Origin of the sequence: Saliniferula longa (assembly GCF_050789285.1) — a bacterium.
Taxonomy (GTDB): domain Bacteria; phylum Pseudomonadota; class Alphaproteobacteria; order Rhodobacterales; family Rhodobacteraceae; genus CAVPWP01.
The window spans coordinates 1292102-1298482 of record NZ_JBOUVX010000002.1; the positions used below are offsets into that span (position 1 = coordinate 1292102).

General features: G+C 67.1%; 7 protein-coding genes. All 7 read left to right on the top strand.

Features of this window, described 5'->3' with window-relative positions; all coding sequences use genetic code 11:
- The first annotated feature begins 44 nt into the window (after positions 1–44).
- The 7 genes from hydA to ACRDNQ_RS12995 all read left to right on the top strand — a co-directional run bounded on the left by hydA (position 45) and on the right by ACRDNQ_RS12995 (position 6304).
- Positions 45–1496: a dihydropyrimidinase gene (gene hydA / locus ACRDNQ_RS12965; RefSeq protein WP_431829072.1), complete on the top strand. Its 1452-nt coding sequence runs from the start codon at positions 45–47 to the stop codon at positions 1494–1496.
- Positions 1497–2192: an SDR family oxidoreductase gene (locus ACRDNQ_RS12970; RefSeq protein ID WP_431829073.1), complete on the top strand. Its 696-nt coding sequence runs from the start codon at positions 1497–1499 to the stop codon at positions 2190–2192. It abuts the gene before it with no gap.
- Between the two features lie 67 nt (positions 2193–2259).
- Positions 2260–3063, top strand: a complete 804-nt coding sequence (locus ACRDNQ_RS12975) for an ABC transporter ATP-binding protein (protein ID WP_431829074.1) — start codon at positions 2260–2262, stop codon at positions 3061–3063.
- On the top strand, positions 3056–3442 hold the full coding sequence (locus tag ACRDNQ_RS12980) for a hypothetical protein (protein ID WP_431829075.1): 387 nt from the start codon (positions 3056–3058) through the stop codon (positions 3440–3442). Before ACRDNQ_RS12975 ends, ACRDNQ_RS12980 begins: the two co-directional genes overlap by 8 nt.
- The gene (locus ACRDNQ_RS12985) at positions 3439–4356 is read left to right on the top strand and encodes an ABC transporter permease (RefSeq protein ID WP_431829076.1); all 918 of its coding nucleotides are present in this window, start codon (positions 3439–3441) and stop codon (positions 4354–4356) included. Before ACRDNQ_RS12980 ends, ACRDNQ_RS12985 begins: the two co-directional genes overlap by 4 nt.
- Complete coding sequence (locus ACRDNQ_RS12990) at positions 4353–5297, top strand: ABC transporter permease (protein ID WP_431829077.1); 945 nt, start codon at positions 4353–4355, stop codon at positions 5295–5297. The genes ACRDNQ_RS12985 and ACRDNQ_RS12990 overlap by 4 nt, the downstream gene beginning before the upstream one ends.
- A 23-nt stretch (positions 5298–5320) precedes the next feature.
- The gene (locus ACRDNQ_RS12995; RefSeq protein WP_431829078.1) at positions 5321–6304 is read left to right on the top strand and encodes an ABC transporter substrate-binding protein; all 984 of its coding nucleotides are present in this window, start codon (positions 5321–5323) and stop codon (positions 6302–6304) included.
- The last annotated feature ends 77 nt before the right edge of the window (positions 6305–6381 follow it).

Here is a 6381-nt window from a genome sequence, read left to right on the forward strand (position 1 = left end):
GGCTGCGTCCGCCGCCCACGAAAGACACGGGGAGAGAAAGCCACATGAGCACAGTCATCAGGAACGGCACGATCGTCACCGCCGACCTCAGCTATGACGCGGATGTCCTGATCGAGGGCGGGACGATCGTCGAGATCGGCAAGGGGCTGAAGGGCGACACCGTGCTGGACGCGACCGGCTGTCTTGTCATGCCCGGCGGGATCGATCCGCACACCCATCTCGAGATGCCGTTCATGGGCACCTATTCCTCGGACGACTTCGAGTCGGGGACCCGCGCGGCGCTGTCGGGCGGCACCACGATGGTCGTGGACTTCGCGCTTCCCAGCCCCGGGCAGGGGCTTCTGGACGCGTTGCAGATGTGGTCGAACAAGACGAGCCGCGCGCATTGCGACTATTCCTTCCACATGGCGGTCACCTGGTGGGGCGAGCAGGTCTTTGACGAGATGAAGGCCGTGGTCGACCGAGGGATCACCTCGTTCAAGCATTTCATGGCCTACAAGGGCGCGCTGATGGTCAACGACGACGAGCTCTTCGCCTCGTTCGGGCGGTGTGGCGAGCTGGGCGCGCTGGCGATGGTGCATGCCGAGAACGGCGATGTCGTGGCCGAGTTGCAGCGCAAGCTTCTGGCCGAGGGCAACACCGGTCCCGAGGCGCATGCCTATTCCCGCCCCCCCGAGGTCGAGGGCGAGGCGACGAACCGTGCGATCATGATCGCCGACATGGCGGGGGTGCCACTTTACGTCGTGCACGTCTCGTCGGAACACGCGCACGAGGCGATCCGCCGGGCGCGGAGCCTGGGCCGCCGGGTCTGGGGCGAGCCTCTGATCCAGCACCTGACGCTGGACGACAGCGAGTATCGCCATCCCGACTGGGACCATGCCGCGCGGCGCGTGATGTCGCCGCCGTTCCGCGACAAGAAGCACCAGGACAGCCTTTGGGCGGGGCTTGCCTCGGGGTCGTTGTCGGTGGTGGCGACCGACCATTGCGCCTTCACGACCGAACAGAAGCGCTTCGGTGTGGGCGACTTCACCAGGATCCCCAACGGGACGGGGGGCCTCGAGGACCGGATGCCGATGCTCTGGACACATGGTGTCGCGACCGGGCGGCTGACGCCCAACGAGTTCGTCGCGGTGACCTCGACCAACATCGCCAAGATCCTGAACATGTATCCCAAGAAGGGCGCGGTCCTGGTGGGGGCCGACGCCGATCTGGTGGTCTGGGACCCCAAGGCGTCAAAGACGATTTCCGCCGGCACGCAGCAATCGGCGATCGATTACAACGTGTTCGAGGGGCACGCGGTCACCGGCCTGCCGCGCTTCACGCTGACGCGCGGGCGTGTGGCGGTGACGGAAGGCAAAGTCGCGCCGAAGGAAGGCCATGGCCAGTTCGTGGGGCGCGCGCCGAAGGGCGCGGTGAACCGTGCGCTGTCGACGTGGAAGGAACTGACCGCGCCCCGCCCGGTGCAGCGATCGGGCATTCCGGCGAGCGGGGTCTAGGTGAAGGTCGCGCTCATCACGGCGGGCGGCAGCGGCATGGGTGCGGCCTGCGCCCGGCGGCTGGCTGCGGATGGCCATGCCGTCGCCGTCCTGTCGTCCTCGGGCAAGGGCGAGGCGCTAGCGGCCGAACTTGGCGGCATCGGCGTGACCGGATCGAACCGGTCGGTCGAGGATCTGACACGGATCGTGGACGCGGCGATGGACCGGTGGGGCCGGATCGATGCCCTGGTGAACAGCGCGGGTCACGGACCGCGAAAGCCGGTTCTGGATCTTTCGGACGAGGACTGGCAGACCGGGATGGAGGTCTATTTCCTGAACGTCGTCAGGCCCTTGCGGCTTGTCGCGCCGATCATGGCGGCGCAGGGTGGGGGCGCGGTGGTGAACATCTCGACCGCCTGGGCGTTCGAGCCTGCGGCGATGTTCCCGACCTCGGCCGTCTTTCGGGCCGGCCTTGCGGCCTTCACCAAGATCTTCGCCGACGAGTGGGCGCCCAAGGCTGTGCGGATCAACAACGTCCTGCCGGGATGGATCGACAGCCTGCCGGCGACCGAGGAACGGCGGCAGGCCGTGCCGCTGGGGCGCTATGGCAGTGCGGACGAGATCGCGGCGACGGTGGCCTTCCTTCTGTCCGACGGGGCGGGCTATATCACCGGCCAGAACTTGCGCGTCGACGGCGGGCTAACGAGGAGCGTCTGAGTCTGGCGCGCATGAAGGGTTTCTTGGAATGGAAGCGCGGGTGGATCTCCGGGCAGGTGGCGATGGCATGACAGCAGACCGCACGGCCGGGACGAAGCCGGTGATCGAGGCCACGGATCTTGGGCTGACGTTCGAGACGAAGGATGGCCCTGTCCACGCGCTGACCGGCGTCACCCTGTCGGTCGACAAGGGTGATTTCGTCAGCTTCATCGGGCCGTCGGGGTGCGGCAAGACGACCTTGCTGCGCGTCGTGGCCGCGCTTGAAGCGCCAACCGAGGGCACGATCACCGTCAATGGCATGACGCCCGACGAGGCGCGGCGCGCACGGGCCTATGGCTATGTCTTCCAGGCGGCGGGCCTTTATCCCTGGCGCACGATCGCGGCAAACGTGAAGCTTCCGCTCGAGATCATGGGTTATTCCCGTGACGAACAGGAGGAGCGCGCGCGAAAGGTGCTGGCGCTGGTCGAACTGACGGGCTTCGAGAACAAGTACCCCTGGCAGTTGTCGGGGGGCATGCAGCAGCGCGCCTCGATTGCGCGGGCGCTGTCGTTTGACGCCGACATCCTGCTGATGGACGAACCCTTCGGCGCGCTCGACGAGATCGTGCGGGACCGGCTGAACGAGGAACTGCTCAAGCTTTGGGAGCGGACCGGAAAGACCATCGGCTTCGTCACCCATTCGATCCCCGAGGCGGTGTATCTGTCGACCAAGATCGTCGTGATGAGCCCACGCCCCGGGCGGATCACCGACATCATCGACAGCCCTCTGCCGCGCGATCGACCGCTCGACATCCGCGACACGCCCGAGTTCATCGAGATCGCTCACCGCGTGCGCGAAGGCCTTCGGGCGGGGATGGGGGACCATGTCTGACGCGCCGTTCCGCGAGGCGACCCTCGCCGATCTGCCGGGCTGCGCGATGCCTGCGCTCGGGCGGCAGGGCCGGCGAACGCGTCCGGGGGCGGGGGCGTCTGGCGCCGGGCCGCGCGGCCTATCCCTTGCCCAAGACGGCTTCGCGGGTGCCCTAACTCTTGCGGCGGAAGAGCGCGGGCATGCCATCGGCAAAGCCCAGATCAGGCAGGCCCGGACGATTCGTTCCAAGGGACCGGACCTTGTGAGCGTCGAGCCGAACCCGGATGCCTGCCGCTTCGCGGCGCGCGAGGGGGTCGTTCCCCTCGGGCACGGACGCGACATCCTGACCGACGATGGCTTTTCGGCGCTGGCGCCGCGCTGGCACGGAACCCCGGCATGAGACGCGCGCTGTCGGTCCTTGTCGTCGTCGCGGCGCTTGTGGCGGTGTGGTATGCCGCCGTGGCGCCGATGAACATCCACACCGTTCTGGACCAGGCCGCGCGCGACGGGATCGAGGTCGCGCCGCCCGAAGCGGCCGTGCGCCGCGACATGGGCGGGATTTCCCTTGTGCTGCGCAATCCCGGCGCGATCCCCCTGGCCTATGCCCAGGAGCGTCCCCAGCTTCCCGCGCCGCACCAGGTCGTCTCGGAGCTGTGGAAGACCACGGTCGAGCAGAACGTGACCTCGCGCCGCAGCCTTGTCTATCATGCGTGGATCACGCTGTCGGCGACGCTTCTGGGCTTTGGCATCGGCACCGTTCTGGGCGTGCTTCTGGCGATCGGTATCGTCCACAACCGGGCCATGGACATGAGCGTGATGCCCTGGGCGATCGCCAGCCAGACTATCCCGATTCTTGCCATCGCGCCGATGATCATCGTGGTGCTGAACTCGGTCGGCGTCACCGGCCTGATCCCGAAGGCGCTGATTTCGGCCTATCTGTCGTTCTTCCCGGTGGTCGTGGGCATGGTAACGGGGCTGCGCAGCCCCGACGCGATGCAGCTTGACCTTCTCAGAACCTATTCCGCCGCCCCGCGCGAGGTGCTGTGGAAGCTGCGCCTGCCGGCGTCGATGCCGTATCTCTTCACCTCGCTCAAGGTCGGCATCGCGGCCAGCCTTGTGGGCGCGATCGTGGGCGAACTGCCGACCGGCGCGGCGGGCGGCCTTGGCGCCCGGCTTCTGGCGGGAAGCTATTACGGCCAGACGATCCAGATCTGGTCGGCGCTTTTCGCGGCCGCGATCCTTGCGGCGGGCATGGTCGGTTTCGTCGGCCTGATCCAGCGCTGGACGCTGCGCCGCATGGGGATGGCGACATGAGCGACGTCACCGCCCCGCGCCGCGATCGCGGCTGGCTCGACCCCGAAACGATCCGGCTTGCGGCGGGCTTTTCGGTCGCGCTGCTTCTGTCCGCGCTGTTCGAGCCCCGGCTGCTGCCGGTCCTCGCGGTCTGGGGGGCGCTCTGGTGGGTCAACGTGCAGCTGGCGAACCTGCCGCGCACGCCGGTCACCCGGATCGCCGTGCCGGTCATCTTCGGCGCCACGATCCTGATCCTGTGGCAGATGATCGTCCGCGCGCTTGACGTACCGGGCGTCATCCTGCCCGCGCCGACCGACATCGCCGCGCGCATCGCCGTGTCCGCGCCGATCCTGTGGGTCGACTTCGTGCAGACCTTCGTGAAGGGCACGCTCGTTGGCTATGCCATCGGGTGCTCTGCGGCCTTCCTCGCCGCGATCGCGATCGACCGCTCGCCCTTCCTCAGGGACGGCCTGCTGCCGGTCGGCAACTTCGTGGCCGCGCTGCCGATCATCGGCACGGCGCCGATCCTGGTGATGTGGTTCGGCTTCGACTGGCAGTCGAAGGCGGCTGTGGTTGTGGTGATGGTGTTCTTCCCCGTGCTCGTGAATACCGTGCAGGGCCTGCAGGAGACGACCGCGATGCAGCGCGACCTGATGCAGACCTATGCCTCGGGTTACTGGCAGACGCTCTTCAAGCTTCGCCTGCCCGCGGCGATGCCGTTCGTCTTCAACGGGCTCAAGATCGCGTCGACGCTTGCGCTCATCGGCGCCATCGTTGCCGAATTCTTCGGCTCTCCGGTGGTCGGCATGGGATTTCGCATCTCGACCAGCGTCGGGCAGCTTGCGCTCGACATGGTCTGGGCAGAGATTACGGTGGCCGCGATAGCGGGGTCACTGTTCTATGGGGTGGTGGCCCTCATCGAAAGGTGGGTGACCTTCTGGCACCCGTCCCACCGGCACTGAATGACAACAGGGGAGTCTAGACAATGAAGTATGTTCTGGCGGGGATCACGGCGCTTGGCATGGCCGCGGGTGTGGCGCAGGCAGCCGATGACGTAACGCTGCAGCTCAAGTGGGTGACGCAGGCACAGTTCGCGGGCTACTACGTCGCGCTCGAGAAGGGCTTCTTCGAGGAAGAGGATCTGAACGTCACGATCAAGGCCGGCGGCCCGGACATCGCGCCGCCGCAGGTGATCGCCGGCGGGGGCGCCGACGTCATCGTGGAATGGATGCCCGCCGCGCTTGCCGCGCGCGAACGCGGACTTCCGCTGGTCAACATCGCGCAGCCCTTCAAGTCGTCGGGCATGATGCTGACCTGCTGGGCCGATTCGGGCATCACCGGCCCCGAGGACTTTCCCGGCCGCACGCTGGGGGTCTGGTTCTTCGGCAACGAGTTCCCGTTCCTCAGCTGGATGAGCCAGCTCGGCATCCCGACCGAAGGCGGCGCGGACGGCGTCACGGTTCTCAAGCAGGGCTTCAACGTGGATCCGCTGATCCAGCGCCAGGCCGACTGCATCTCGACCATGACCTACAACGAATACTGGCAGGTGATCGACGCGGGCGTGACGCCCGAGGAGCTTGTCACCTTCAAGTACGAGGATCAGGGTGTCGCCACGCTTGAAGACGGCCTTTACGTCCTTGAAGAGAACCTTGCCGACCCGGCCTTCGCCGACAAGATGACCCGCTTCGTGCGCGCCGCGATGAAGGGTTGGAAATACGCCGAGGAGAACCCCGACGAGGCGGCGATGATCGTGCTTGAATACGACGAGACGGGCGCCCAGACCGAAGAGCATCAGAAGCGCATGATGAGCGAGGTGGCCAAGCTGACCGCCGGCTCGAACGGCGCGCTCGATCCGACCGACTACGAGCGTACCGTGGCCTCGCTCCTGTCGGGCGGTTCGGACCCGGTGATCTCGGCGGCGCCGGAAGGGGCCTGGACGCATCAGATCACGGACGCCGCGCTGAACTGAGGCATTGTCCTGCAAGAACGTCAACGGCGCGCCCCCGGGGCGCGCCGTTTGCGTTTGGCCGCGCGGCCTCCGTCAGT